Raw genomic sequence first — 26414 nt, 5'->3', positions numbered from 1 at the left:
TCATTATCCTCCTATGTTGCGTGGGGATTTCTCCTGCAAACGTGTCATTTCTATGTTGTTTTGGTTTTCAATACCTCTAGTGCCATTTGGGCGGCATGCTGTTCGGCTTCTTTCTTCGATTTTCCTGTTCCGATCCCTAGTTCGTCACCATTTAACGATACTCGAGACACAAATTCCTTACTATGCGCAGGACCTTTCTCCTCAAGGACACGGTATTCAATCATGCCCGCTCCATCCCGTTGGATAAGCTCCTGTAATTGGCTTTTAAAATCCATCACATGAGAAAAAGCACCAGCATTAATTTTAGGAAAGACTACTTTTCCAAGAAACTCCACTACCTTATCAATTCCTTGGTCCAAATAGAGCGCACCAATAAATGCTTCGAATACATCAGCAAGTAAAGCGGGACGCTCTCGGCCGCCGGTCATCTCTTCTCCTTTACCGAGTAAAATGAGCTTGCCAAATTCAAGCTCATTGGCAAAAGCAACAAGGGCAGGTTCACAAACAATCGCTGCACGCAGTTTAGTCAATTCACCTTCGGTCATAGTTGGATATTTCTTAAAAAGAAATTGTGATACGGTAAGCTCGAGGACTGCATCTCCTAAAAATTCCAGCCTTTCATTATCTTCAAAAGGCTTTCTGCGATGCTCATTCACATAGGATGAATGAGTAAAGGCTTGTTTTAAAAGTTGTTCATTATCAATCGTCAACCCAATTTTATCTTGAAAATCCTTAAAAAGATTTTCTTTTGCGCGGTTCAATTCTTTTTCTTTACCATTCTTGCGCATGAAAGTTCTCCACCTTGAATTAAATTTACTAACTACTACTTATGAGTTTAAAAAAAATTTTGTGAAAACGCAAAGAAACTTGGCAGATAGTTTTACTGCCAAGTTCTATCATACAGGAAGAAAAGCTTCTTCGCCATGCCCAATTAGACCTCTAAGCGACGTAGCTAGACATAATAAAGCTCCGTTTAAAACGGAGCTTTGTGAATAAATCTAACGAGATTACTTACTGCTATTTATGTAATTAACAGCGTCACCAACAGTGTTGATTTTTTCAGCATCATCGTCAGAAATTTCCATATCGAACTCATCTTCTAATTCCATTACTAGTTCAACTACGTCAAGGGAATCAGCGCCAAGATCATCTTTAAATGAAGCTTCAAGCGTAACTTTAGACTCTTCAACGCCTAAGCGGTCAACGATGATTTTAGTAACACGTTCTAATACCTCTGCCATGCTTGTTCACCTCCCCTCAAGCTATTATAGAGTATTTCGGTAAAATAATACACTACGTTTTTTATTATTTTAAGAATTGCTTATTCTTGCATTGAAGCAGCCTCTTTTTTACATCACCATGCCGCCGTTAATATGCAGCGTTTGTCCTGTGATATATGAGGAATCATCTGAAGCTAAGAATGCCGTCATTTTTGCAATATCTTTTGGTTCTCCTAGACGAGCTAACGGAATTTGTTTTAGCATTTCGCCTTTTACATCCTCAGGTAATTTATCGGTCATATCTGTAGTAATAAACCCGGGTGCGACGGCGTTTACCGTAATATTTCTTGATGCCAGCTCTTTAGCCGTTGTTTTCGTTAAACCAATGACGCCTGCTTTCGCAGCGACATAGTTTGCCTGACCAGGGTTACCGCTGACTCCCACAACGGAAGCAATATTAATGATGCGGCCTACTCGCTGCTTCATCATTTGCCTTGTAACTGCTTTTGTGCAAAGGAAGACCCCTTTCAGGTTGGTGTTGATTACATCATCCCATTCTTCTTCCTTCATTCTCATGAGTAAGTTGTCTCTTGTAATTCCCGCGTTATTAACAAGAATATCAAGTTTTCCAAAATGGTCTATCACTGTTTTAACCATTTCTGTAACTTCCTCACCATTTGCCACATTACATTTTACGGTAAAAGCGTCTCTGCCAAGAGCCTTAATTTCATCCACCACTTCGCCGGCTTTCTGCTCGCTGCCAGAAAAGTTAACGGCCACATTGGCCCCTTGCCTGGCAAGTTCTAAGGCGATCTCTCTGCCAATTCCACGTGATGCCCCCGTAACAAGGGCTGCTTTCCCAGCTAAATTCATCGTGAGTCCTCCTTTAGGGCTTCAATAACTGCATCAGCACTTTCCTCATCAGACACAGAATACGTTTTAACTGTCTTATCAATTTTTTTAATTAAACCAGTAAGGACCTTCCCTGAGCCGATTTCAATAAAGGTATCTACACCAAGAGAGATCATTTTTTCAACTGAATCCTCCCATAATACAGGAGAATAAAGTTGTTCAATTAATTGATCTTTTATCTCCAAAGCTGAACTTACAGGTTCAGCAGAAACATTGGCTACGACTGGGATCGATGCATCCTTCATTTCTAACCCATTTAATACCTCAAGTAATTGTTCTGCAGCTGGTCTCATTAAGCTTGAATGGAAAGGACCACTTACCTCTAACGGCAGCACTCTTTTTGCCCCAGCTTCTTTTGCTTTGACACCTGCCCTTTCGACGCCTTCTCGAGAACCAGAAATAACGATTTGACCTGGACAGTTTAAATTTGCTAACGATACTGGAAAACCAGATTCACTCACTTCTTTTGTTACGGCTGCAAGCGGCTCACGTGCGAGACCCAATACAGCAGCCATAGAACCTTCACCATTTGGAACGGCACGCTCCATGAACTCGCCCCGTTTTCTTACAGCATAAACGCCGTCCTCAAAAGAAAGTACCCCTGCCGCCACAAGAGCTGTATATTCACCTAAACTATGACCAGCGACAAAATCGGCTTGAATTCCAGACTTTTGAAAATAATTCAAAATAGCGATACTTGTAGTCAACAATGCTGGCTGGGTATTGAAGGTTAAAGTCAATTCTTCCTTTGGTCCTTCAAATATAAGTTTGCTTAATGTGACATCTAAGGTTTGATCTGCTTTTAAAAAGTATTCCATTACATCGGAATGTTTTTCTGCTAATTCCTTACCCATGCCTACCGTTTGTGACCCTTGTCCAGGAAAAACAAAAGCTATTTTCTTCATCTTCACACCCCTGTGTTTTTTATAATTGCAAATTAGTCTCTTCTACAGTTTGTTTAATTAAGTTTACAACATCATTACCTACCATTTCCCTTGTTTGCCTAATTGCACTAAAGATTGCTTGACCATTTGAGGAACCGTGCGCCTTTATAACAGGGGCATTTAACCCAAAAAGAGCAGCTCCTCCATGTTCTGAGTAGTCCAAAGTGGTTTTCAATGTCTTTAAATTAGGCTTCAATACAGCAGCAGCCAATTTACTTGTAAAACTGCTCATTAAAGCGGTTTTTAACATTTTAAACATTCCAAGGGCAGTACCTTCAATTGTTTTTAACACCATATTTCCAGTAAATCCATCCGTTACGACAACATCCGCTACACCCTCGAGCAAATCTCTTGCTTCCACATTGCCAACAAAATTCAAATTTGCATGTTTTAAAAGGTCAAAGGTGTGTTTGGTCAATTCATTACCTTTCTTTTCCTCTGTCCCAATATTTAATAGTCCAATTCGCGGCTTTTCAATCCCTCTCACCTTTTGACTATAAATAGAACCCATGATGGCATATTGATGTAAATGTTCTGGTTTTGCATCTGCATTTGCCCCTACATCTAGAAGCAAGAATCCTTCTCCGCCAATAGTTGGCAGTGTTGGTGCCAAAGCAGGCCGGTCAATTCCTTCAATTCTTCCAACTACAAAAAGACCTGCAGCCATTAATGCACCTGTATTGCCTGCAGAAATACAGGCATCAGCTAAGCCGTCTGCAACCTGCCTGGCTGCTAATACCATTGAAGCATCCTTTTTACGCCGAACAGCCCTTACTGGTTCATCTGTTCCAAGGATTACCTCGGTTGTATGTAAAACAGAAATTCTCTCATGGCTTGTTAAGTTTTCGTTAATTTTGTTTTCATCCCCAACAAGGATAATATGTATATCTGAAAAAGCTTCAACAGCTTTCATCGCACCTAAGACGATTTCTTTTGGGGCATTGTCTCCGCCCATTGCATCGATTGCTAGTTTCATTATTGCCTCATCCTTTATCGATTTTTCGAACGGTACATTTCAAAATCTCCGGTAAATACAAGCTCATTATTAACAAAGCTTTTTACTTCAACAAACGTTCGCTCAGCTTCTTCATCAATCTTGGTTACCCGCGCTTTGGCTATCACTCGTTCATCCAACTTTACCGAACGATTAAAGTGAATATTTGCTTTAGCCGTTAAGGCTAATTCATCATTTATAACAGCAACAGCAAGGGAATTGGCTTGAGCAAATACATGGTGACCCCTAGCAATATTATTCCGTTTAAATACATGTTCTTGCTTCACGTCAAAAATGGAAATGGCACTTTGGTCTAATTCTATATCAATAATTTCACCGATTACTTCATCTAGAGGTAAAGAGCGAACTTCATCTTCAAATCGTTTCTCAGCGACCGTCTTGATCCGTTCACGAAGTTCTGGAATTGACAGTTCTAAGCGGTCAAGTCGAATCGTTTGCACACTAACTTGAAATTTTTCCGCTAAATCCTCATCAGTAATAAAGGGATTCTCTTTAATGGTAGACGTTAATAATTGTTGACGTTCTTTTTTACTTCTTCTCATATTTTTTTCACACCGTCCAACATCTTATGACTAGGTACTAAGAGTAGTATAAAATTTAGAAAAGCAGATTGCAAGAATTTGTTTTCAACCCTCCACCTGCTTTTACCAATGAATAACACAGAAAAGATGGAAAGATCATTATTTTAATCCAACTTTTCCCCTTCTAAAACCCCTGATTCCTCAAGTTTATTTCTTAAATACTGATACTCTGGGTCAGTCCAAAAAATTTTCGACTGTATTAACATACTAGCATCATTTCTTGCTGTTTCTAGTGCCCGATAATCATGAACCATATCGGCCACTTTAAATTCTGGGACTCCGCTTTGTTTTTTTCCAAAGAAGTCGCCGGGTCCCCTTAGTTCTAAATCCTTTTCACTAAGAACAAAGCCGTCATTCGTATCTGTCATGATTCTCATTCTCTCTTGGCCCACTTCTGTTTTTGGACTTGCCAGTAAAACACAGAAGGATTGATCACTCCCACGGCCAACACGTCCACGCAATTGATGGAGTTGTGAGAGTCCGAATCGATCGGCATCATAAATGACCATCATGGTTGCATTGGGTACATTGACGCCTACCTCGACAACGGTAGTGGAAACTAGCACTTGAACTTCATTTGCACTAAAGGACTTCATCACCGTATCTTTCTCATCCGATGTTAAGCGGCCATGCATGAGTCCTACTTTATAGCGGTTTTGAAAATAGTGACTTAAGGTGGTATGCACATCAATGGCATTTTGCACATCGAGCTTCTCCGACTCTTCAATTAAGGGGCAGATTACGTAGGCTTGATGTCCTTTTATTAGTTCTTTCTCAACAAAGGCTAGAACACGTTCCAACATTTCTGGTTGGGCCCAATAGGTTTCAATTGATTTCCTTCCAGCAGGCATTTCGTCGATAATCGAAACATCCATCTCGCCAAAAACTGTAATCGCTAGCGTTCTTGGAATCGGAGTTGCCGTCATAAATAGAACATCTGGATTTTCTCCTTTTTCCCGTAATACCCGCCGTTGTTCAACTCCGAAACGATGCTGTTCATCTGTAATTACAAAGCCGAGTTTCTTAAATGTCACTTCATCCTGGATGAGTGCATGCGTACCTATTAGAATATCAACATTCCCGTCTGCTAGTTCCTGAAGGATTTCCCGTCTTCGTTTACCTTTTACAGAGCTTGTTAAAAGCTCACAAACCACTCCAAACGGTTCTAATAAGCTTATTAATGATTCGGCGTGCTGTTCTGCCAATATTTCAGTTGGGACCATTAATGCACCTTGGTAACCTGCCGTAACAGCAGCATACAAACCGATTGCAGCTACCACCGTCTTACCGGAACCTACATCACCTTGTAAGAGCCGATTCATTCGGTAGGGCGACTTCAATTCGGCTAAAATTTCGTTAACCACTCGTTTTTGGGCATTTGTTAATGGAAAGGGGAGACTATTGATAAATTCCATCAATTTAGGCAAGTTATATTTTTGGACTATTCCTGGTGAATGTTCTCGTTCAAATTTTCTTAATGCCTGCATTTTTAATTGGAACATGAGAAATTCTTCATAAACAAAACGTCTCCTTGCTTGCTTCAATTCCTCAGGATTACTTGGAAAATGCATGATTTTCATAGCAGCAGGCCTGTTGAGGAGGCGATATTTAGATAAGAATGAAGCTGGAAGTGGTTCTTCAATGTATTGTCCAAATTGTTGAAATGCAAGGGACATAAATTTACGCATCCCTTTTGTCGTTACCTTACCTTTTAATGAATAAACGGGTTCAAAATCATTGGTTTTCCGATTTTGTCCTACTTGCATCTCATTGGCAGTAATGGTTTGCCGATGGGCATCCCACTTACCCGTAACCGTAATGGTTTCATTGATCTGAAGTTTATTTTTTAAATAAGGCTGGTTAAAGAAGACCACTTTAATTAAATAGGCGCCAACAAAAAGCCGGATGGTCAGCTTAGATTTCTTCCTGCCATAATAGACAAGAGAAGGCTCACTGTGAACCTTCCCTTCTACCGTCACTTTCTCATCATGTTGTACTTCTGTTAGATCCCTTAGCGAATAGTCATCATATCTATAAGGGAAATATTCTAATAAATCATGAATCGTAAAGATTTTCATTTCTGCAAAAGATTCTGCCGTTTCTTCCCCAATACCCTTTAAAACGGTTATTGATTGGTTTAGATTTTCATTCATTTTTTGAGCGGTATACCGAAGATTTTGGCTTCGAGTTCTCTGCCTGTCGGTGTTGCCGCCAACCCTCCTTGCCCAGTTTCTTTTAGTGCTGTTGGCATCGACTGACCAATTCTATACATAGCATCAATGACTTCATCACATGGAATCCGACTAGTAATACCTGCTAAGGCCATATCAGCTGCAACCATGGCATTTGCTGCTCCCATCGCATTTCGCTTCACGCAAGGTACTTCAACAAGCCCAGCTACTGGATCACACACTAATCCTAACATGTTCTTCAAAGTAATCGCCATCGCATCCGCACATTGCTGAGGAGATCCTCCAGCCATTTCTACGATGGCAGCCGCAGCCATTCCGGCTGCTGACCCAACTTCCGCTTGACAGCCACCTGCAGCTCCTGAGATAGATGCATTATTAGCAACAACAAATCCAAATGCACCGGCAGTAAACAAAAACGCGATCATTTGCTCCCTTGTTGGCTTAAGCTTCTTTTGGACTGCAAACAGCGTTCCTGGGACAACACCTGCAGACCCTGCTGTCGGTGTTGCACAAATCGTACCCATTGCTGCATTTACTTCATTCGTTGCAACTGCCTTACTTACGGCATCCAAAATGGTTTCACCCGTTAAAAAATTGCCCTTTTCGATATATTTCTGCAGTAAAACGGCATCCCCGCCAGTTAGTCCAGAATGAGAGGTGACCCCTTTTAATCCCTTTTCAACTGCTTGCTCCATTACCTTTAGATTTCGATCCATAAATTCAAATACTTCTTCTTTAGAACGGCCTGTTACCTTAACTTCCTGTTCGATCATAATATCGGCTATTTTTTTATTTTGGCTATTAGCTAACTCAACTAATTCAGCTACATTACGAAACAAGTCCATCTTCCCCCTTTTTTTAAACTATCCTTCGCTCAAGCTGCTTTAAGTGGGGTTTTATTCCACGATTTTGGTTACTTTTAAAATGTTAGGGAGCTGTTCAAGTTCGAGGAGAATTTTATTGTCTATATTTTGATCCACTTCTATGGTCATCAACGCCATTTTGCCAATATCCTTTCGGGCAACCTCCATATGGCCAATATTTAATTCATATTTTGCTAATGTATTGGCCACACTGGCAATGGCTCCAAAGCGGTCATTATGAACAACCAGGATGGCCGGATGGTTTCCGGATAGCTTTAATTCAAAACCATTTAACTCAATAATTTCTATTTTTCCTCCACCAATTGAAATACCGACCAATTCTAGTTCTCCATTATGGTCCCCAACGATAATCCTTGCGGTATTAGGATGATCTGTAATGGCATCTTCTTCAATAAAGCGAAGCTTAATACCTTTTTCCTCGGCGATATCAATGGCATTAATGATTCTTACATCATCTGTATCAAAATCTAATAATCCCCCTACAATCGCTACATCCGTACCGTGACCTTTGTATGTTTTTGCAAATGAACCATACAAAGAGATATTGGCCCATTTTGGTTCCCGGCCAAATAAGCTTCTTGCAACCCTGCCAATTCTTGCCGCACCGGCTGTATGAGAACTAGAGGGACCAATCATGACAGGACCAATAATATCAAAGACACTTCTATATTTCACTAACGTTTCTCTCCCTCTGGGTAGTCTATTTATAATAAGTCTATAGTATTGAAATGGTTTGGTTACTAAAAAAGACAAAAAAGAAGGGTGCGACTTAAATAAGCCCCCCTTCTATTTTAGCCGTTCATTATTCAATTGAAAAGATAAATGAGTATAATGGCTGACCGCCATTATGAATTTCTATTTCCACATCTGAATAATTTTCCTCAACAAATTGAGTCAGTTTTGCAACTTCCTTATCTGTTACATTTTCACCATAAATGATCGTCAAAATTTCCGAATCCTCGTCAATCATATTGGCTAAAAGGTCTTCAGCTACTTTTCCTTTGTCCTTGTTTTTCACCACTATTTTGCCCTCGGCAATGCCCATGAAATCATCTTTCTCAATTTCTAAGCCGTCAATGGATGTGTCACGGACTGCAAAAGTAATTTGCCCAGTTTTCACATGCTGCAGTGCTTCCTTCATCGCGTCTTCATTTACCTCCACACTTGCGGAAGGATTGAAGGCAAGAAGGGCTGATAGTCCTTGCGGAACAGTCTTTGATGGAATCACGATAATTTCTTCTTCGGAAACATCTTTTGCCTGTTCTGCAGCCATAATAATGTTTTTATTATTTGGTAAAATAAATACTTTTTTGGCATGAACCTCTTTTACAGCCTTAACGATATCTTCTGTACTCGGATTCATCGTTTGTCCACCTTCAATAACTGCATGTGCTCCAATGCTCTTGAACAGTTCTGCTATTCCTGAACCCATGGAGACAGTCACAATACCAAATTCCTGGAGTTCTTTTGGTTTTGTAACTGGTTCTAAAGCAGGAGCTGAGTAATTATCCCCAACAATATTGGAGTGCTGCAGACGCATGTTTTCAATTTTCATGTTAATTAAATTTCCGAACTGTTGTCCATACGTTAATACTTCACCAGGTTGTTCAGAGTGAACATGTACTTTTACAACATCCTCATCAGCAATGACAAGTAAAGAATCCCCTAGTTTGCTCAGGTCATTTCTAAACTGAGTTTCATTGAACGGATTTTTTTTCACTTTATCTGCTTCAAAGCGAACCATAAATTCTGTACAGTAACCAAACACAATATCTTCTGTACTGATATGGCCTTGAACACTTTTATGGTGTTCTGCACTAACCAGTTCAGTCATGGATGGAAGCAAGTCCGAAGTTTCCGGCAGCTTTTCTCCTTTTAGTACGGAAAGGAATCCTTCATAAACAAAAACAAGACCTTGGCCACCACTATCCACAACGCCAACTTCCTTCAATACTGGCAGAAGATCTGGTGTTCTTTTTAGGGATGCTTTTGCTTCTTTTAACACATCCTCCATGATAACAATAATATCATCGGATACTTGGGCAGTTTGAGCACCCTTTTTCGCTGCATCCTTAGCAACGGTTAAAATCGTTCCTTCAACAGGTTTCATAACTGCTTTATAAGCTGTCTCTACCCCTGCCTCGAGTGCATTTGCAAAATCTTTTCCGGAGATTTTTGCTTTTGTTTCGACAGCTTTTGAAAAGCCACGAAAAAGTTGAGAGAGTATTACCCCGGAATTCCCACGGGCTCCCATTAATAAACCTTTGGATAAAGCTATTCCCACTTTACCAATATGTTCCTGGATATTATTTTTTACTTCCTTTGCCCCTGAGGTCATTGATAAATTCATATTTGTTCCAGTATCACCGTCGGGCACAGGAAAAACGTTTAAAGCATCGACCATTTTCGCATTTGCTGCCAAATGATTTGCGCCTTGAATAACCATCTCAGCAAAACGTTTTCCATCTAATGCTGTAATTGACACAAACTTTCCTCCTCACTATGGGTTCGTGACACGAACTCCTTGAACGTAAATATTAACCGAGTCAACGGCAAGTCCAACAGTTTGATCGAGGGTATATTTAACCTTTGATTGCACGTTGTGGGCAATTTCGGAAATTTTCGTTCCATAGCTGACAATAATGTACATATCAATATGTAATGCCTCATCTTCTTGGCGCACAATCACACCACGAGTAAAGTTTTCTTTTCGTAGTATTTCTGTAATACCGTCTTTAATTTGACTCTTAGAGGCCATACCAACGATTCCATAACATTCAATCGCCGCACCTCCAGCAATTGTCGCAATTACTTCGTTTGAAATATCAATTTGTCCGTACTTAGTTTTTAATTCAATGGACATGAATCGTTCCCCCTCCTGAAAAATTGCTCCTTGACTACAGTCATTTTACTATAGTCCATTCAATATTGAAAGTTATACTTGCCTGATACTATAAGAGCATTTATTTATTCCCTATGTCAAGGTTTTTTTCTTGAAAGGTTTGTACACAACTATTGCAAACCATTTCGTTGTATGATAAATTATTAAGGTATCTCATGACTAGAAAATTTGTTTATTAATTTTCTATTACCAGATGAAACATCTAAAAGATTGCTGTATAAAGCTTTTGGTCGTTAAGGAGGGAAAAGATATGCCACGTAAATGTGTAGTAACTGGAAAGAAAACAACAACTGGTAACGCACGTTCTCACGCTATGAACGCTAATAAGCGTACATGGGGTGCTAACCTACAAAAAGTACGTATTCTTGTTGATGGTAAGCCTAAGCGTGTTTGGGTTTCTGCAAGAGCGTTAAGATCCGGTAAAGTTGAACGGGTATAAAAGCTGTGAGCATCCTAAATTAGGGTGCTCTTTCTTTTTGAAAACACAAAATCAAGTTCTAAAAATGGGTTAGGATGAAATATGAACAAATAGGGACAATTTTTAAACTTATTCTTTTATTATTCCCTAAACATCAAAATAAAAAGCACCCAAATGATAATGGGTGCCATAAGAATATTATAAGGCTTTCTTTATCTTTTATTCACCTTTTTTAAATGCCCCAATCATCGCTCGGACAAGTCCGCCTAAAAATTTCGGCAGTTTAATTGTATAAAATTTCATACTGTCCCTCCTCACAAATCTCCCACAGCTTATTTCATGCAACCTTTTTCGCACGCCCTACATATTATTCACACGAACGAAATCAGTACCAATTTGAATCGCATATTAATCGTGACTTCTTATCACTATTAATATGCCTTCGGAAAATGAAAAAGTACCATAATCACTAATAAGTTCATTACTAATACATAGTGTGGAACCGATAGAAATATGACGGTTTTCTAGCGGGTACTTAAAGCCTGTAAGTGTAAGATCACGGACATCAAGGGTTAAGGGAACAAAAGAAATATATTTTTTAGCTGCCATTTTTTCAATCGTGTAACGGCCTGGTTTTTTTAAAAAGACGATATTTTTTTGATCGATTAAAGAGACATTGATATGATCAGCAGTTTTCAATGGATTCAGTAATTGATGGATATTGGCTAATAAATGATCCAGCCTTCCTCCAGTCGCACCAAATAATTGAATGGTACTTGTCTTTTGCTCTAGTGCCCAATTAAGGGCAAGCTCCATATCGGTTTCATTTTTTTCTGGCTTATATCGTTTGATTTCAGAGACACGCTCTTCAATAAACGATAATTCTCCCTTTGTAACAGAGTCAAAATCCCCGAAAGCAACTTGCGGGTAAATATTTCTTTTTAAAAGATGGAAGACACCCCGATCAACTCCGACCCATAAACAATCCTCCCTATCAAAGGAAGTCAAATCTGGGAGGAGTTCTTCAGGACCACCAGCGAGTATATTAATAATCATCGTTAATCTTCTCCTATGAAGAAAAAGCCAGCTTAGGCAGCCGGCTTTATCCTCTGATTAGCGAAATGGCTTTCGCATAATCATCCTGATTGTAAATAGCAGAACCTGCAACGAGGACATCAGCCCCTGCTTCCATGCAAAGCTTTGCGGTCTCAGAATTCACACCGCCGTCAATTTCGATATCAACCATTAATCCTTTTTGATCAACCATTTGTTTCACTTTTCTTATTTTTGGAAGGACTTCAGGAATAAAGGCTTGCCCGCCAAAACCCGGATTAACCGACATTAATAACACCATATCTATATCCCCAATAATGTGTTGAATGGTTTCCACTGGAGTGGCAGGGTTTAAGACCACACCAGCCTTGACCCCAAAAGATTTTATCATTTGGATGGTCCTGTGCAAGTGACGGCATGCTTCCACATGTACCGTAATATAGTCGGCGCCTGCCTTGGCGAATGCCTCAATATACTGATCCGGATCCTCAATCATTAAATGGACGTCCAAGGGCAGTGCAGTAATGGGTCTAATCGCTTCTACTATTAGTGGTCCAATTGTAATATTAGGTACAAAATGTCCATCCATTACATCAATATGAATGTAGTCAGCTCCCCCATGTTCAACTGCTAAGATCTCTTCTCCCAGTTTCGAAAAATCGGCTGAAAGAATGGAAGGTGCTATTTTTACCATATTAATACCTCGGCTTTCTATCTTTAATTTCCTGCAGGAAATCCACATAATGTTCGTAGCGGTACGATGGGATTTCATCTGCTTCAACAGCTGCCTTGACTGCGCATTTAGGTTCAGTAACATGCAAGCAGCCGCGGAATTTACAATTCTCACTTGCTCTTTGAATTTCCGGGAAACAGGCAGTTAAACTTTCTACCTCAATATCAGTAAACTCTAGGGAACTGAATCCTGGTGTATCCGCAATCAGCCCATTTCCTATTTTTATCAACTCAACATGTCTAGTCGTATGCTTCCCTCTCCCCAGATGGGAAGAGATATCATTCGTTTTTAGTTCAAGATCCGGCCTGAGTACATTAAGAAGTGACGATTTCCCGACGCCTGATTGACCTGCAAATACAGAGATCTTATTTTCAACATGTGGATTTAACTGTTCAATACCCGTTTCTGTTTCAGAAGAGGTGAGAATGACTTCATATCCCGCTGCTCTATACTCATCAGCATATTCGGCAATTTGGCGCTGTTGATCATTGTTGATTAAATCCATTTTCGTAATACATATAAGAGGTTCAATGTGATTAAATTCAACTAGCACAAGAAACCGGTCCAACAAGACTGTGCTAAAATCTGGTTCCACTGCTGAAAAAACAAGGATAGCTTGATCTACATTTGCAATGGGTGGACGGACCAATTCATTTTTACGTTCTTTTACCTCTAAAATATAGCCTTCTAATTCATTTTCAGCTTGAAAAACAACTTCGTCACCAACTAGCGGTGTTATTTTGTTTTTGCGGAATACTCCTCTTCCACGACATTGTATTAATTTGTCATTCTGAAGAACATAATAAAAACCGCTCAAAGCTTTAACAATTTTTCCTTCAGGCATAGCCACACTCCTTGCCTTTCGGTGATTTTCTTTTATTCAACATCATCATAATTAAAGGTTTCTTGAGCCACAACATTGGTGCCAACAAAAACTCTATACCCCGCTTTCTTTCCATAGGCGATCATCAGTTCAATCTTTTTGGTGGTATTTTGCGTAATCGTAAAGGTTTCAGCTGGCTCTGTCATACTATGATTCATATCTTCAATATAAATAATGACCTCTTGTTTCTCCACTGGTTCACCTGGTACCACTGGCTCAAAGGGAATGTTGATCTCCCTCGTTACCTTCTTAGGTGGTTCTTGGCCTTTTGAAATGACAACCGTTACTTTATCACCCTTATTTAACTCCGTTCCTGGAGCGGGTGATTGCGAGATAACCATTCCAGTAGGAATTTTTTCGTCATATCTCTCTTCTGTAATCTGAAAAGATAGTCCTACTAGAGAAGCATAATCTTGTGCACTTTTTAGGCTGTATTGACTTAAATCTTTTAAAATGATTTTTTCAGGCCCTTTACTAACTTCAAACTCAATAACAGTTTCGTCTGGAACAACTTTTTCTCCAGGCATAGGACTCTGACTAATAATCGTCCCCGGATCACTGTCATCCGTAACTTCGATTTTCTTTATGTCTTTAAAATCTTGGTTATCTAGTAATCGAATGACATCATCATACTGCCGGTTAACATAATTAGACAGTTCATATTTTTCTTTGCCTGAGCTTATATAAAGGGTTATTTTAGAGTCTTCTTTTACCAGCGTACCAATTTCCGGATTAGTCTTTATTACCTTTCCCTCTTCTACGTCTTCATCCGTAATCTCGATATTCTTTCCAACTGTTAAACCCTTAAGCTTGAGTTTGGAAACTGCATCATCTTCATTCATACCACTAACATCAGGTATTTTTACTTCTTTTGCCGACATTAATCCAGGTAAAAATGTAAAAGTTAGTAATCCAAGAATGAGAAGGACAAGAAAGATAGATATTAAAACCATCGGCCATTTTTTTCGCTTTTTAGGGTTTTTATTCCCTTTCTTAGACACCTTTTTGTTGTTTTCAGGTTTTTCATTTGAATGAACTAATGTTTCATCTAGATTCTTTAATGGATGGTGATCAGTTATTACTGGAATAGCCTTTGTGGCCTCATTATCGATTGGAATGACAAACTTCGGTTCATCCATTCTTTCAGGATCAAGGGCTGTCCGTAAATCCTCCTCCATTTCATCTACGCTGTTATAGCGATGAAACGGATCCTTTGCTGTTGCTTTTAAGACAATGTTTTCCACACTTTGGGGAATATCGGAATTCCACCTTCTCACAGACGGTGTTTCTGACTGCAAATGCTTTAAGGCGATTGATACGGCTGATTCCCCTGAAAACGGAAGTCTGCCCGTTAATAGCTCAAACATGACAATCCCTAATGAATAAATATCAGACTTTCTGTTTGCCATCCCGCCTCTAGCTTGTTCAGGCGATAAATAATGGACAGACCCTAACACAGAATTGGTTTGTGTAATGCTTGTTGCACTGAGTGCCATAGCAATCCCAAAATCCGTAATTTTCACATTACCATCGTGGTCCACTAAGATATTATGTGGTTTAATATCACGATGAATAATATTGTTTTGGTGGGCATGAGAAATAGCAGAAGTTAGTTGTCTCATGATCCCAAGAGCATCTTCCACTCTTAATGGAGAATTTTGTTGTATGTATTGCTTAAGTGTCTGACCATCAATAAATTCCATGACTATATAGTAAAGGTCATTTTCTTCACCAACATCATAAATATTAACGATATTAGGATGGGCTAGACTTGTCGCTGACTGCGCTTCGCGGCGAAATCTCCGAATAAATTCCTCATCATTAGCAAAATCAAGACGAAGCATTTTTACGGCTACATCGCGGTCAAGGATCATATCATGAGCTAAGTAGACATTTGCCATGCCCCCTCCGCCAATCATATCCAATATTTTATAGCGCCCGCTTAATCTCTTTCCAATCATCATCAAACATCACCCTCGCTGCTGACATCAGAAAACTCTACAATAGCCAGTGTAATGTTATCCTCTCCACCATTTTCATTCGCAAGAGCAATTAGTTTGCTTGCTTTTTGATTTAAATGGTCACTATTCTGCAGAACTTCACTCATTTCTTTTTCATTTACTTTATTAGAAAGACCATCTGAACAAAGAAGAATTAGATCTCCATCCTCAAAAATAATGGTTTTGATATCCATTTCTACTTTCTTTTCAGTACCTAATGCTCGAAGCAGGACATTTTTTCGCGGATGATGCTCAGCATCCTCTTTTGTAATTTGGCCTGACCTGACTAGCTCATTTACAAGAGAATGATCTTCCGTTATCTGTTTAAAACCAGTTTCGTTTAAGAGATAGCCCCGGCTGTCGCCAATGTTTGCAACTGTCGCAAAGCGGTCTGTCACGATAGCTGCAACGATGGTAGTTCCCATCCCGTCGCACTCTACATTTTTTTGGGCATGTTCTAATAATAAGCCGTTAACATTTGTGATTTGATCTTTAAGCCAATTCTCTGCTTCTTCAGCGGTTAGAATTCCTTTTGAAGCTTCCCATTCCGTTTTTAAAACTTGTAAGGTCATTTCACTTGCCACATCACCAGCACGGTGACCGCCCATCCCATCGGCTACAATGGCAAGGCGGCTCCCATCCTGATTGGTAAACACACCCCCGGCATCCTCATTATGGTGACGCACTTTTCCTCGGTCTGTTTGATATACTGCTTTCATCCCTTCACCTCGTCTCCTCTTTCCGCTCCTTTGCACGAAGTTGGCCACATGCTGCAGCAATATCTGAACCCTGCTCCCGGCGGATCGTTACATTAATTCCTAAGTTTTTCAGTGTTTTTTCAAAAGCAAAAATTTTATCTCTTGGCGTACGGACGTAATCCCTCTCAGGTACATAGTTAACTGGAATTAAATTCACATGACATTTAAGTCCTTTTAAGAGGGCTGCTAATTCTTCCGCATGCTCAATTGAATCATTCACTCCGCCAAATAGACCATATTCAAAGCTAATTCTGCGTCCTGTCTTATCGATATAATACCGTACTGCTTTCATTAAGTCATCAAGTTTATACGCTTTGTTAATGGGCATTAATCTTGATCGTAATTCAGTATTTGGGGCATGGAGCGAAATAGCAAAATTAATTTGTGTATTTTCATCAGCAAATTTATAAATCTTTGGCACAATTCCACTGGTCGAAACCGTAATGTGGCGTGCTCCAATATTCAAGGATTTTTCATGATTAATGATTTTTAAGAAAGCGAGCATATTATCATAGTTATCGAATGGTTCACCAATTCCCATAATGACTACGGAGTCTACTCTCTCATCTGTTTCATCCAATGCTTGTTGTACTTTAACCACTTGAGCAACAATCTCGCCTGCTTCTAAATGTCTTTTCAGTCCGCCAAGAGTCGAGGCACAAAAGGTACAACCAATTCGGCAGCCAACTTGAGTGGTGACACAAACGGAATTCCCATAATCATGGCGCATTAACACGGTCTCAATCGAATAACCATCTTGAAGTTCAAACAAAAACTTAATGGTTCCATCTTGGGAAGTTTGCTGGATGATTGTATTCAATGTTGTAATTTGAAACTGATCATCTAACTTATCTCGTAAACCCTTAGATAAATTACTCATGTCCTCAAACGAGGTAATTCTTTTTTTATAGAGCCAATCATAAATTTGCTCGGCACGGAATGGCTTTTCGTCATTCTCTGACAGCCAGTTTTTTAATTCTGGAAGCTGCAGTGAATAGATAGATTTTTTCTTTTCGTCCAATGTTGTTTTCGTCTCAGTTGTATTTGTTTGTTCCAACTAAGTACACCTTCTTTCTATTATCTAGCGGAGCGCATGAGTGCTTATAATTTCCTTAACGCTGCAATATAGAATCCATCTGATCCTATATCTTGTGGGAATATTTGCAGGTCATAACCCGTTATTAAAGGTTGGATGGCTTCAGGCATCCTGCTTTTAAACGTGGTATCACCGACGAAGTCTGGATTTTGATCTAAAAATGTTTTTACAGTATATTCATTTTCCCCTTTATCTACTGTACAAGTACTATAAACGAGGAGGCCGCCTTTTTTTAATAATGGTGTGACTGATTTTAATAGTTCCTGCTGTATTACACTTAAACGTTCTAAATCTTGTTCTGTTTTCGTATATTTCATGTCGGGCTTTCTTCTCATTACACCAAGGCCTGAACAAGGAGCGTCAAGAAGGATCCGATCAAATGATTCAAGCTTAAACTTTTCTTGTAAGTGACGCGAATCTGAGACACTTGTTTTTATATTGGACAGCCCTAATCGCTTGGCATTATCATTGATTAATCTCACTTTATGCTGATGAAGATCAACCGAGATTACCTCACCCGTATTATTCATTTTTTCTGCAATATGGGTGCTTTTTCCTCCCGGTGCGGCACACGCATCGAGAACATATTCGTCTTCCCTTGCACCCAAAGCATAGGCAGCCAGCATCGAACTCTCATCTTGAATGGTGAACATGCCATAATTAAAAGGGATGGTGGCAGCTAAATTCCCCTTTAACGACCTGATCGCTTCAGGGATAAACGGACTTTTTTCAATTTGAAATCCATCTTCTTCTAAAAGGGCGGCACATTCATCTCTAGAAATCTTCGTCAGATTCACCCGTGCTGTTTGCATGGGGGCAGTTAAGTTAATTTCACACATATCTTTGGTTTTTTCAAATCCAAATTGATTTACCCATCTAGTAACAAGCCATTCAGGGTGGCTGGTTTCAAGGGATAACCTTTGAATGGGATCAGTCACTTCATTCAATGATGGCAGTCCTTGACGCTGAATGGTTCTTAATACTCCATTTACCAAACTGGCAATCCCTTTATGGCCGCGTTCCTTCGCAATTTCTACCGCTTCGTAAATAGCAGCTCTGTCGGGAATTCGATCAAGATAAACCATTTGATAAAGTGTTACTCTCAGTAAATGGTGAATCCAATTTGCCAGCTTTTTATTGTCTTTGATGAACGGGTTTAGATAGAAGTCTAATGCCATACGCCGTTGCAAGGTGCCATAAGTTAATTCCGTAAGTAAGCCAACATCAACAGCAGATAAATTGTGCTTTTCAATTGTGGTATTTAACAACAAATTACTATAGGATTGGTTTTTTTCTATTGTTACAAGTAAATCCATTGCGATTGCACGTACATTATTTTTCGTTGAGGTCATCTTATTCTCCCAGCTTGCTGCCTAGTGAAATTTTTGATGCTGCACCTCTTAAAAATTGTTCACTTAACATTTTTGTTTTTCCTGAAGGCTGCAGTTCCAATATTTTTATTGCCGTGTCATTCCCAGTACTTATGGTGAATCCATCAGATTCAATTTTTACGATTGTTCCAGGCTCTTTAGTTTTAAGTCCCGCTATCTTTTCAGCACGCCAAATTTTTAAGACCTGTCCCTCAATGGTTGTAAAGGCAACCGGCCAAGGGTTTAATCCGCGAATGTGGTTATAAATTTCTTCTCCTGATCTCGTCCAATCAATCTTTTCCTGTTCACGCTTAATATTGGCGGCAAAAGTTGCTAAATCCTCATTTTGCGGTCTTGGGACTAGATTTCCTTCTAATAAGGGCGGCAATGTTTCTGATAATAGTTTAGCACCCGCTATGCTTAACTTTTCAAAGAGTGTACCAACATTATCATTTTCACTAATTGGCACTTCCACACTTGTTAGGATATCCCCAGCATCTAATTTCTCGACCATATACATGATGGTCACTCCTGTTTTCTTTTTCCCTTGCAATAAGGCATAATGAATGGGAGCACCGCCGCGTAGTTCAGGTAACAATGATGCATGAACATTTATACACCCAAATTTAGGTGCATCTAACAACTTCTTAGGTAATATTTGCCCAAAAGCAGCCGTGACTATTAAATCTGGTTGTAAGGAGAGGATTTTCTCCAGCTCTTCTTCTTGCCGAATTTTCTCTGGCTGAAAAACGGGGATGCCGTGTTTTACTGCCTCAACCTTTACAGGTGGGGGTGTTAAAACTTTTTTCCTTCCTACTGGTCGATCTGGTTGAGTTACCACCCCAATAATTTCATAACGATCATTGATCATTTGCCGTAAAACTGGTACGGAAAAATCAGGGGTTCCCATAAAAACAATTTTCGTCATTCCGTTTCTTCTCCTTTTAACTCTTCTTCCTCTAAGTATCTACTTACTTTAGAGGTAAATAGAATACCATTTAAATGATCGATTTCATGCTGGATAGCCCTAGCTAAGAAATCTTCTGCTTCAAGTGTATATTTTCTTCCTTTACGATCAAAGGCTTCAATTTTAACAAAATTAGGTCTAGTCACTTCGCCAAAAAGTCCTGGAAAGCTCAAGCACCCCTCTGGGCCAGTTTGCTCTCCAGAAGTTTCTAAAACAACAGGATTAATCATTTCAATCGTTCCATGTTCATCGTCAATATCCACTACGGCAATTCGCGCATCGAGATCAATTTGCGGTGCTGCAAGTCCAACCCCGTCATATTCAAGCATCGTATCGTACATATCATCTAGTAATTTTGCTAATTTCTTATCAAACTTCACCACTGGCTTACATGACTTTTCTAGAATATCCGCAGGGTGAAGAACAATTTTTCTAATTGCCAATTTTGTTCCTCCATTATGCCAATACAGTTTGCTGTATAGTTTTTAAAAAAGTATTTCAATTCGAGAGAAAGGCCAAGTGGCTTGGACTTAACCATTCGGGGTTTCTTCATCATTTTCACCCAAAAACGTAAATCATAACCTTTTTTACAGGCTGGATTTCATTTAAGCTTACATTAAGATGAAGGGATTTACATCTATGGATACTTGCAAACCACTTTTCGTATCTTTCTGGTACTGATCTAGGATTGTTTTAAGTGTTTTAATTAGGTTTGGTTCCCGTTTGTATTTTATCAGACATTGGTAACGATATCTATTATTTATCCTAGGAACCGGTGAGGCTGCTGGTCCTAAAACAACCGCTTTATTTGAAACTTGCGAACGCACATACTTTACAATCTTTTCCGTTTCCGATACTACTTTCATCAGTTGCTCATGGCTGACTGTAATAAGTGATAAGTAATAAAATGGGGGGTAATGATGTGTCTTTCTCATCATCATTTCATGCTGGTAAAAATGATCATAATCATGATGGCTAGCAAGTTCTATACTGTAGTGTTCCGGTGTATAGGTTTGGATAATCACTTCTCCTGGGAGTTGATGACGTCCAGCACGCCCACTCACTTGGGTTAATAGCTGAAAGGTTTTTTCAGACGCTCGAAAATCCGGTAAATGCAACATGGTATCGGCTGATAGCACCCCAACTAGGGTGATATTCGGAAAATCTAATCCTTTCGCAATCATCTGCGTTCCTAACAATATATCTGCTTTTCCATCTTTAAAATCAGTAAGAAGTCTCTCATGTGACCCTTTTTTACTTGTTGTGTCCACATCCATTCGAATCACTCTTGCCTCGGGTAAAATCTTTCCAAGTTCCTCTTGTACTTTTTGGGTACCTGTTCCAAAATAACGAATATATTCACTATTACACTCAGGGCAATGTTTGGGAACATAGCTTTCATAGCCACAATAGTGGCATTTCATATGCTCATTAACCCGATGATAGGTTAGCGAAATCTCACAATTGGGGCAATTCACTACATATCCGCAATCACGACACATGACAAATGAAGAGTGACCTCGTTTATTTAAAAATAAGACAGTTTGTTGTTTTTTCTCAATTCGGTCTTTTAGTAAGTCAAAAAGTTTTCGGGAAAACATGGACCGATTGCCTTCACGGAGTTCTTCACGCATATCAATAATCTCAACAGAAGGCATTTTTTGATTGTTCATTCGGCTTGGCAGTGATAAGAGATGATAAACGTTTTTTTGTGCTCTTGCGAAGGACTCTAGTGACGGGGTGGCACTTCCAAGTACAACAGGGCAGTTATATGTCTTGGCCCTTTCTATTGCCACTTCTCTAGCATGATAGCGCGGCATCTCTTCTTGTTTATAGCTAGTTTCATGTTCCTCATCAATAATAATAATACCGATATTTTCGAATGGGGCAAAAATCGCTGAACGAGCACCAACGACAACTTTTACTTCTTTACGCTGAATTTTTCGCCATTCATCATATTTTTCGCCTGCAGACAAGCCACTGTGTAAAACAGCCACTAAATCGCCAAATCTCCCCTTAAATCGATGAACCATTTGCGGTGTGAGAGCAATTTCTGGTACAAGAACGATGGCTTCCTTCCCTTTTTCAATCACTTCTTGGATGGATTGCAGGTAAACTTCGGTTTTGCCGCTGCCTGTCACACCGTATAGTAAGAACACCTTGTGTTCATTTTGTTCGATAGAGCTTAAAATTGGACTTATTGCCGTTTGTTGCGCATTTGTCAGTGGCAGGGGCTTTGTTCGTTCAAATGACCGATGTTCAAATGGATCACGATAAACCTCCATGTCATACTCAACTAAAAGCTTTTTTTCAATAAGTGCTTTAACCGTCGAAGCAGAAATATTTAGCTCTGAAACTAATTTTCTCAATTCAACTTCATGATTGTGCTCAGCAAAATAGCTTAATACTTGCCGTTGTTTTTCTGCATTAGCAGGGACCTTTTCTATTTCTTCTATTAATTGGGAAGGGGTTACGATTGAACGTACAAATTTCAGTCGTTTCTTCCTTACCCGTTCCTTAACTTTATAAATTACTTCTAAATGTCCTTTAGCAGCCTCTTTTTGCAATGAGTGGACAATGCCGTTTCTGAGAGCATCATCCCAATTAAGTAACTGGTTGTTTTCAAAAAAAGGCTGCAATTGCAATGGTAAAAGAGAAACCTCTGCCCCGGCTGCAAGTTTAACTATTTTTTCATATTTGGCTTTAAAGGCTGCAGGGAGCATGACCTGATAGGCAAAAATCTTAAAACAAAGCGTACTTTCGGTCAGCCAGTCACCAAGTGCTAATAATTCCTTATTTAAAACAGGTTCTAAATCCATTGGCTCGATTATTTCTCTTAATTTATTGAATTCGGATTCTGTTTTTAAAGAGATGACAAAACCTTGGATTTTGCGCGGACCAAATGGAACGATTACCCTCATTCCCGGCTGGATTACTCCACTCCAGTGTTCTGGGATTAAATAATCGAATGTTCTATCCGTCTGTTTTGTCGGAACATCGACAATCACACTAGCAATTTCCATCTTTACCCATATCCTTCATAAGTGCAGTAATTTCTTCTACTATCTTTTTAGCAACATCCTGTTTGGGCATAATCGGCAATTCTGTAACGTCACCGGATTGCTTAAACAGGGTCACAATATTCGTATCGGTGCCAAATCCAGCCCCAGTAGTTTTTACATTGTTAGCTACAATCAAATCAGCATTCTTGTTGATTAATTTTTTTCGAGCATATTCTTCGAGATTTTCTGTCTCTGCAGCAAAGCCAACTAGGACTTGTCCCTTTTTCCTTTTACCTAACTCATACAAAATATCTTTTGTTCTTTCAAGTTCAATGGTTGCATCACCCGCCTGTTTTTTCACCTTTTGCTCATAAGTGACTTTGGGACGGTAGTCAGCCACCGCTGCGGTTTTAATTACGACATCGGCAGCATCATAATGTTCCATTACGGCATTATACATTTCTTCTGCACTCTCGACCTTAATTAATTCAGCACCAGCAGGAGCTGAGATTTGGACAGGTCCGGAAACTAAAATGACATGAGCACCTTGTTTGATTGCCTCAGTCGCAAGGGCATACCCCATTTTCCCTGTTGAATGATTAGAAATAAATCGAACCGGATCAATTTTTTCTCTAGTAGGGCCTGCTGTAATGATGACCGTTTTTCTCGTTAAGGGTTTATCATCCTTTTTACTAAAGTATACTTTAAGTAATTCAACCACTTTTTCAGGTTCCTCGAGTCGTCCTTTTCCAACATAGCCACACGCTAGATATCCCTCGCTTGGTTCAATAAATTGGTAACCATATTCCGCTAAAGTTGTAATATTCTTTCTTACTGCAGGATGATCATACATATGCACATTCATTGCTGGTGCAATCCAAACTGGTGCGGTAGCAGCGAGCAACGTTGTAGTAATCATATTATCAGCCATACCTTGAGCCAATTTAGCAATTGTATTAGCAGTGGCTGGTGCTACTAGAATTAAATCTGCCCAGTCAGCTAAATCTATATGGGCTATTTTTTGCGGAATTTTTTCTTCAAAGGTATCGGTAAATACTTCATTGCGGGACAAAGCCTGAAAGGTTAGAGGAGTAACAAACTTTTGTGCAGATTCACTTAAAATGACCTTCACATGGGCTCCAGCTTGGGTCAGTTTGCTTGTAAGGGCTGCTGCTTTATAAACAGCAATACCACCTGTTACACATAATAAAATGTTTTTCTCATTGATCATCTTTGAATCCCTCACTTTTAATCCAATACGTATCTTCCTTCCTATTATGATAGAAAGAAGATCATTTTTCATCTATATTCTTACAAAAACCATCAATCACTTGTAGGAGGCAAATAAAAAAGGCTGACATAGAGGTAAATCTCTTTTGTCAGACCTTCTTTCTATCAAGTAATAGTTATGAAATTAATCTTCAACCTTTTTAGAAACTCGGTAAGTAAGTTCGCCACTATATATTTCCTCTAGTGCTTTACCCACATATTTGTAGGAAACATATTTGGGTAACCGTTCATCTTTAAGTTGTGACATAATACGGGCACGCTTTGCCGCAACGGAAACCAATGAGTATTTAGAATCAATTTTTTCTAATAATGAATCAATAGATGGATATAACATTATTCAACCTCCAACAATTTTTTATAACGATATTCTACACGTTCTCTTCGACAATGTTCAGCCGTTACGATCGCTTTAACTCGTTCACAGGCACGTTCAACTTGATCGTTTTCAACTACATAATCATATAATTCCATCATTTCAATTTCTTCACGGGCCGTTAGCATTCTATTATGAATGATATCCTCCGTTTCCGTCCCCCTCGTGACAATCCGATTCTTTAATTCAGTCAGACTAGGAGGCATAAGGAAGATAAATAAACCTTCCGGGAATTTTTCACGAACTTGCCTGGCACCCTTAACTTCTATTTCTAAAAAGACATCTTTACCTGCATCTAAGGTTTCCCTAACATAATCAACAGGAGTTCCATAATAGTTTCCAACAAACTCAGCATACTCTAACAATTTACCTTGCTCGATTAATTGTTCAAATTCCTCTCTTGATTTAAAAAAATAATCAACCCCATTGATTTCGCCTTCGCGGGGCAATCGGGTCGTCATTGAGATGGAATATTCAAAAGCTGTATCTGGATGTGAAAATATTTCTTTCCGGACTGTGCCTTTTCCAACCCCGGATGGCCCAGACAGTACAATCAGTAATCCTTTTTCCTGCATGTTAGAACATCCTACCCTTCTTCAATAATTTCGTCACGGTCCGTTAAGCGATTAGCAACGGTTTCTGGCTGAACTGCTGAAAGAATGACATGGTCACTATCCATGACAATTACAGCACGTGTTCGTCTTCCATATGTAGCATCTATTAATGAACCTCTGTCTCGGGCATCTTGAATGATTCGCTTTATAGGTGCAGATTCAGGGCTGACAATGGAAATAATACGATTGGCAGAAACAATATTTCCAAATCCAATATTAATTAATTTAATCGACATGATCTTACATCCAATCATTAATAATATATTTTGACCGTGTTAAACCATTTCTAAACAAGTTCCTATTCGATATTCTGAACCTGTTCTTTTAATTTCTCCAGTAAGCTTTTAATTTCAACCACTGTTTTGGCAATATTTGCGTCATTTGCTTTTGAGCCAATGGTATTGGCCTCTCTATTCATTTCTTGGACAAGAAAATCAAGCTTTCTTCCAATTGGTTCAAGATCATTTAAGGTATGAAGGAATTGCTGAATATGACTTCTTAAACGGGTAATTTCTTCATTAATATCTGCCTTATCCGCAAATACAGCAACCTCTGTTAAGATTCTTGTCTCATCCCATTGTCCATTTGAAAACTCTTGAATCCTTTTGGTTAAGCGCTCCTTAAAGGATTGAACAACCAATGGAGCATATTTCTGAAGGTCCATGACATTCGCTTCTAATTGAGAAGAAATAGAAAGCAAATCCTTTTTCAAGACTTCTCCTTCAGCATGACGCATTTGTTTAAGTAAAGCAGCTGCTTCTTCGGCAGCGGAAAGGACAAGGTTCTCAATCACCTCATTACCGGTTTCACTCTCATCAATATGTATTAGGTCCGTTCGATTCAGTAAATCTTGAAGTGTTATCGTCCCTTCAATCCCAAACTTCCCTTTTGCTTCACTAATAAATTGGTAATATTCTTCAAGTAGTTTCCAATCAACATGCATTTTTCGGGTGACAATTCCTTCGCCTTCTACACTTACATATACCTCTACCCTGCCGCGGCGAATATGCTGACTTAAGATTTTCTTTATTTTATCTTCTATTTTTAAAAGTTGTCTTGGCATACGGATATTAATTTCAGAAAATCGATGGTTGACTGTTTTTATTTCTACATTTACAGTGAATGATCCGGAATCGGTCTTACCTCTTCCAAAACCTGTCATGCTTATAACCATACTTGCACATCCAATCTTTTTAAATGATCGGCT

General features: G+C 39.3%; 28 protein-coding genes. 1 reads left to right on the top strand and 27 read right to left on the bottom strand.

Annotated elements, in window-relative coordinates; genetic code table 11:
• Positions 1–50: 50 nt before the first annotated feature.
• From rnc to AC4E8C_RS08055, 11 genes are all read right to left on the bottom strand, one after another.
• Positions 51–788 carry a ribonuclease III gene (gene rnc, locus AC4E8C_RS08105; RefSeq protein ID WP_490211604.1) on the bottom strand — a complete coding sequence of 246 codons (738 nt, stop codon included), beginning with the start codon at positions 786–788 and terminating at the stop codon, positions 51–53.
• 219 nt (positions 789–1007) lie between these two features.
• Positions 1008–1241, bottom strand: coding sequence for an acyl carrier protein (locus tag AC4E8C_RS08100; protein ID WP_490211603.1), 234 nt, complete (start codon positions 1239–1241; stop codon positions 1008–1010).
• Between the two features lie 108 nt (positions 1242–1349).
• Entirely contained in the window at positions 1350–2093 is a 744-nt protein-coding gene (fabG, locus tag AC4E8C_RS08095; RefSeq protein ID WP_490211602.1) for a 3-oxoacyl-[acyl-carrier-protein] reductase, read from the bottom strand.
• Positions 2090–3037 carry an ACP S-malonyltransferase gene (gene fabD / locus AC4E8C_RS08090; RefSeq protein WP_490211601.1) on the bottom strand — a complete coding sequence of 316 codons (948 nt, stop codon included), beginning with the start codon at positions 3035–3037 and terminating at the stop codon, positions 2090–2092. Before fabD ends, fabG begins: the two co-directional genes overlap by 4 nt.
• 19 nt (positions 3038–3056) lie before the next feature.
• The gene (gene plsX / locus AC4E8C_RS08085; RefSeq protein WP_490211600.1) at positions 3057–4052 is read right to left on the bottom strand and encodes a phosphate acyltransferase PlsX; all 996 of its coding nucleotides are present in this window, start codon (positions 4050–4052) and stop codon (positions 3057–3059) included.
• A 14-nt stretch (positions 4053–4066) separates the two neighbouring features.
• A complete protein-coding gene (gene fapR / locus AC4E8C_RS08080; protein WP_490211599.1) occupies positions 4067–4633 on the bottom strand; it encodes a transcription factor FapR in 567 nt (188 codons plus the stop codon).
• Between the two features lie 143 nt (positions 4634–4776).
• Positions 4777–6825 carry an ATP-dependent DNA helicase RecG gene (gene recG / locus AC4E8C_RS08075; protein WP_490211598.1) on the bottom strand — a complete coding sequence of 683 codons (2049 nt, stop codon included), beginning with the start codon at positions 6823–6825 and terminating at the stop codon, positions 4777–4779.
• On the bottom strand, positions 6822–7703 hold the full coding sequence (sdaAA, locus tag AC4E8C_RS08070; protein WP_490211597.1) for an L-serine ammonia-lyase, iron-sulfur-dependent, subunit alpha: 882 nt from the start codon (positions 7701–7703) through the stop codon (positions 6822–6824). The genes recG and sdaAA overlap by 4 nt, the downstream gene beginning before the upstream one ends.
• A gap of 57 nt (positions 7704–7760) precedes the next feature.
• On the bottom strand, positions 7761–8423 hold the full coding sequence (sdaAB, locus tag AC4E8C_RS08065; RefSeq protein ID WP_490211596.1) for an L-serine ammonia-lyase, iron-sulfur-dependent subunit beta: 663 nt from the start codon (positions 8421–8423) through the stop codon (positions 7761–7763).
• A gap of 127 nt (positions 8424–8550) precedes the next feature.
• The gene (locus AC4E8C_RS08060) at positions 8551–10233 is read right to left on the bottom strand and encodes a DAK2 domain-containing protein (RefSeq protein WP_490211595.1); all 1683 of its coding nucleotides are present in this window, start codon (positions 10231–10233) and stop codon (positions 8551–8553) included.
• Positions 10234–10248: 15 nt separating this feature from the next.
• Positions 10249–10611, bottom strand: a complete 363-nt coding sequence (locus AC4E8C_RS08055; protein WP_490211594.1) for an Asp23/Gls24 family envelope stress response protein — start codon at positions 10609–10611, stop codon at positions 10249–10251.
• Between the two features lie 289 nt (positions 10612–10900).
• Here AC4E8C_RS08055 and rpmB point away from each other — a divergent pair, with 289 nt between their 5' ends.
• On the top strand, positions 10901–11089 hold the full coding sequence (gene rpmB, locus AC4E8C_RS08050) for a 50S ribosomal protein L28 (RefSeq protein ID WP_007087786.1): 189 nt from the start codon (positions 10901–10903) through the stop codon (positions 11087–11089).
• A 198-nt stretch (positions 11090–11287) separates the two neighbouring features.
• Here rpmB and spoVM read toward each other — a convergent pair whose 3' ends face one another.
• From spoVM to AC4E8C_RS07970, 16 genes are all read right to left on the bottom strand, one after another.
• A complete protein-coding gene (gene spoVM / locus AC4E8C_RS08045; RefSeq protein WP_098528769.1) occupies positions 11288–11371 on the bottom strand; it encodes a stage V sporulation protein SpoVM in 84 nt (27 codons plus the stop codon).
• Positions 11372–11476: 105 nt separating this feature from the next.
• Positions 11477–12124, bottom strand: a complete 648-nt coding sequence (locus AC4E8C_RS08040; protein WP_490211593.1) for a thiamine diphosphokinase — start codon at positions 12122–12124, stop codon at positions 11477–11479.
• A gap of 46 nt (positions 12125–12170) precedes the next feature.
• On the bottom strand, positions 12171–12815 hold the full coding sequence (rpe, locus tag AC4E8C_RS08035) for a ribulose-phosphate 3-epimerase (RefSeq protein ID WP_490211592.1): 645 nt from the start codon (positions 12813–12815) through the stop codon (positions 12171–12173).
• Between the two features lies 1 nt (position 12816).
• A complete protein-coding gene (gene rsgA, locus AC4E8C_RS08030; RefSeq protein WP_490211591.1) occupies positions 12817–13698 on the bottom strand; it encodes a ribosome small subunit-dependent GTPase A in 882 nt (293 codons plus the stop codon).
• Between the two features lie 32 nt (positions 13699–13730).
• Positions 13731–15701 (bottom strand): Stk1 family PASTA domain-containing Ser/Thr kinase, encoded by a 1971-nt coding sequence (gene pknB, locus AC4E8C_RS08025; protein WP_490211590.1) that lies wholly within the window; start codon positions 15699–15701, stop codon positions 13731–13733.
• Entirely contained in the window at positions 15701–16456 is a 756-nt protein-coding gene (locus tag AC4E8C_RS08020) for a Stp1/IreP family PP2C-type Ser/Thr phosphatase (protein WP_490211589.1), read from the bottom strand. Before AC4E8C_RS08020 ends, pknB begins: the two co-directional genes overlap by 1 nt.
• Positions 16457–16460: 4 nt before the next feature.
• Positions 16461–17552: a dual-specificity RNA methyltransferase RlmN gene (gene rlmN / locus AC4E8C_RS08015; protein WP_490211588.1), complete on the bottom strand. Its 1092-nt coding sequence runs from the start codon at positions 17550–17552 to the stop codon at positions 16461–16463.
• 44 nt (positions 17553–17596) lie between these two features.
• A complete protein-coding gene (rsmB, locus tag AC4E8C_RS08010) occupies positions 17597–18943 on the bottom strand; it encodes a 16S rRNA (cytosine(967)-C(5))-methyltransferase RsmB (RefSeq protein ID WP_490211587.1) in 1347 nt (448 codons plus the stop codon).
• A gap of 1 nt (position 18944) precedes the next feature.
• Positions 18945–19889, bottom strand: coding sequence for a methionyl-tRNA formyltransferase (gene fmt, locus AC4E8C_RS08005; RefSeq protein WP_490211586.1), 945 nt, complete (start codon positions 19887–19889; stop codon positions 18945–18947).
• Positions 19886–20371, bottom strand: coding sequence for a peptide deformylase (def, locus tag AC4E8C_RS08000; protein WP_490211585.1), 486 nt, complete (start codon positions 20369–20371; stop codon positions 19886–19888). Before def ends, fmt begins: the two co-directional genes overlap by 4 nt.
• A 168-nt stretch (positions 20372–20539) precedes the next feature.
• Positions 20540–22951, bottom strand: a complete 2412-nt coding sequence (priA, locus tag AC4E8C_RS07995) for a primosomal protein N' (RefSeq protein ID WP_490211584.1) — start codon at positions 22949–22951, stop codon at positions 20540–20542.
• Positions 22938–24161, bottom strand: coding sequence for a bifunctional phosphopantothenoylcysteine decarboxylase/phosphopantothenate--cysteine ligase CoaBC (gene coaBC, locus AC4E8C_RS07990; RefSeq protein WP_490211583.1), 1224 nt, complete (start codon positions 24159–24161; stop codon positions 22938–22940). Before coaBC ends, priA begins: the two co-directional genes overlap by 14 nt.
• A 183-nt stretch (positions 24162–24344) precedes the next feature.
• Positions 24345–24554 (bottom strand): DNA-directed RNA polymerase subunit omega, encoded by a 210-nt coding sequence (gene rpoZ / locus AC4E8C_RS07985; RefSeq protein WP_490211582.1) that lies wholly within the window; start codon positions 24552–24554, stop codon positions 24345–24347.
• A complete protein-coding gene (gene gmk, locus AC4E8C_RS07980; protein WP_490211581.1) occupies positions 24554–25168 on the bottom strand; it encodes a guanylate kinase in 615 nt (204 codons plus the stop codon). Before gmk ends, rpoZ begins: the two co-directional genes overlap by 1 nt.
• A gap of 11 nt (positions 25169–25179) precedes the next feature.
• Positions 25180–25443: an extracellular matrix/biofilm regulator RemA gene (gene remA, locus AC4E8C_RS07975; protein WP_490211580.1), complete on the bottom strand. Its 264-nt coding sequence runs from the start codon at positions 25441–25443 to the stop codon at positions 25180–25182.
• A 62-nt stretch (positions 25444–25505) separates the two neighbouring features.
• On the bottom strand, positions 25506–26381 hold the full coding sequence (locus AC4E8C_RS07970; protein ID WP_490211579.1) for a YicC/YloC family endoribonuclease: 876 nt from the start codon (positions 26379–26381) through the stop codon (positions 25506–25508).
• Positions 26382–26414 lie beyond the last annotated feature (33 nt).

Source organism: Neobacillus sp. SRL179 (assembly GCF_984799095.1).
This window is presented reverse-complemented; position numbering and strand designations above follow the sequence as displayed.

Coding starts and splice junctions, on each gene's coding strand:
- gmk (WP_490211581.1), bottom strand. CDS start 25,168: ATGCAGGAAAAAGGATTACTGATTGTACTGTCTGGGCCATCCGGGGTT.
- fabG (WP_490211602.1), bottom strand. CDS start 2,093: ATGAATTTAGCTGGGAAAGCAGCCCTTGTTACGGGGGCATCACGTGGA.
- rpoZ (WP_490211582.1), bottom strand. CDS start 24,554: ATGTTATATCCATCTATTGATTCATTATTAGAAAAAATTGATTCTAAA.
- recG (WP_490211598.1), bottom strand. CDS start 6,825: ATGAATGAAAATCTAAACCAATCAATAACCGTTTTAAAGGGTATTGGG.
- fapR (WP_490211599.1), bottom strand. CDS start 4,633: ATGAGAAGAAGTAAAAAAGAACGTCAACAATTATTAACGTCTACCATT.
- coaBC (WP_490211583.1), bottom strand. CDS start 24,161: ATGATCAATGAGAAAAACATTTTATTATGTGTAACAGGTGGTATTGCT.
- spoVM (WP_098528769.1), bottom strand. CDS start 11,371: ATGAAATTTTATACAATTAAACTGCCGAAATTTTTAGGCGGACTTGTC.
- rpmB (WP_007087786.1), top strand. CDS start 10,901: ATGCCACGTAAATGTGTAGTAACTGGAAAGAAAACAACAACTGGTAAC.
- AC4E8C_RS08020 (WP_490211589.1), bottom strand. CDS start 16,456: ATGAAAGCAGTATATCAAACAGACCGAGGAAAAGTGCGTCACCATAAT.
- pknB (WP_490211590.1), bottom strand. CDS start 15,701: ATGATGATTGGAAAGAGATTAAGCGGGCGCTATAAAATATTGGATATG.
- priA (WP_490211584.1), bottom strand. CDS start 22,951: ATGGAAATTGCTAGTGTGATTGTCGATGTTCCGACAAAACAGACGGAT.
- remA (WP_490211580.1), bottom strand. CDS start 25,443: ATGTCGATTAAATTAATTAATATTGGATTTGGAAATATTGTTTCTGCC.
- AC4E8C_RS08100 (WP_490211603.1), bottom strand. CDS start 1,241: ATGGCAGAGGTATTAGAACGTGTTACTAAAATCATCGTTGACCGCTTA.
- rsgA (WP_490211591.1), bottom strand. CDS start 13,698: ATGCCTGAAGGAAAAATTGTTAAAGCTTTGAGCGGTTTTTATTATGTT.
- AC4E8C_RS08040 (WP_490211593.1), bottom strand. CDS start 12,124: ATGATTATTAATATACTCGCTGGTGGTCCTGAAGAACTCCTCCCAGAT.
- fabD (WP_490211601.1), bottom strand. CDS start 3,037: ATGAAGAAAATAGCTTTTGTTTTTCCTGGACAAGGGTCACAAACGGTA.
- rsmB (WP_490211587.1), bottom strand. CDS start 18,943: ATGACCTCAACGAAAAATAATGTACGTGCAATCGCAATGGATTTACTT.
- AC4E8C_RS08055 (WP_490211594.1), bottom strand. CDS start 10,611: ATGTCCATTGAATTAAAAACTAAGTACGGACAAATTGATATTTCAAAC.
- AC4E8C_RS07970 (WP_490211579.1), bottom strand. CDS start 26,381: ATGGTTATAAGCATGACAGGTTTTGGAAGAGGTAAGACCGATTCCGGA.
- rnc (WP_490211604.1), bottom strand. CDS start 788: ATGCGCAAGAATGGTAAAGAAAAAGAATTGAACCGCGCAAAAGAAAAT.
- rpe (WP_490211592.1), bottom strand. CDS start 12,815: ATGGTAAAAATAGCACCTTCCATTCTTTCAGCCGATTTTTCGAAACTG.
- plsX (WP_490211600.1), bottom strand. CDS start 4,052: ATGAAACTAGCAATCGATGCAATGGGCGGAGACAATGCCCCAAAAGAA.
- fmt (WP_490211586.1), bottom strand. CDS start 19,889: ATGACGAAAATTGTTTTTATGGGAACCCCTGATTTTTCCGTACCAGTT.